The organism is Rhodococcus sp. CX (assembly GCF_015865005.1).
In the GTDB taxonomy this organism is placed as follows: Bacteria; Actinomycetota; Actinomycetes; order Mycobacteriales; family Mycobacteriaceae; genus Rhodococcus.
Genome location: NZ_JADZGH010000008.1, coordinates 25,883 through 26,488 on the forward strand (window position 1 = coordinate 25,883; position 606 = coordinate 26,488).

At 68.8% G+C, this 606-nt stretch carries 1 protein-coding gene; it reads right to left on the minus strand.

Annotated elements, in window-relative coordinates:
* Nucleotides 1-55 precede the first annotated feature (55 nt).
* A complete protein-coding gene (locus I0Q12_RS00625; protein WP_197250110.1) occupies nucleotides 56-250 on the minus strand; it encodes a hypothetical protein in 195 nt (64 codons plus the stop codon).
* Between the last annotated feature and the right edge of the window lie 356 nt (nucleotides 251-606).

Genomic DNA, 606 nt, shown 5'->3' on the forward strand with positions numbered 1-606 from the left:
GCGGGTCATTGGGCGATCATGCGCCACGACTCCGACGCGTGCCACCTCCGGGTGCTCACTCCCTGGGATAGTCCTCGTCTTCGGGGACGGACAGGCTCTGCTCGACGGCGTCACCGGGATCGACCTCGAGCGGAACCTGGTCGGGCACCACGTCCTCCGCGGCTTCGTCGTCGTATGCGTCCGTGACCTGCTCGATCCGATCGGCCTCGGGCAGTCCGGCGAATTCGTCGGGGCGCGCTGATCCAGGCATCACAATCCTCCTCGTCTCGACGTTTCGACCAGGCGGCCCGCGTGCCGGACCGGCCGGTACAACCGAGCCTATCGGCTGCGTGCGCTCCCGGCTCGTGATCTTCTCCCACCTGCGTGTTCACTCGGGGTCGGGAGACTCGTGGGCCGGATCCGACCGAGTCGCGCAATACTCGGGAGCGACCGGCGCGGCGACGAGGAGCACGAATTGACACGGGATTCCGAACTGGGCAGACCCGACGCCCGGACCGTTCCACCGACACCGGTGGTGATGGACGATCCCGCGTGGCGGCCGAGCCCGAAGGCCCGGTTGCTGTGGGCCGTGAACGCCGCGCTGCTGTGGATCCCGATCGTCGCCGC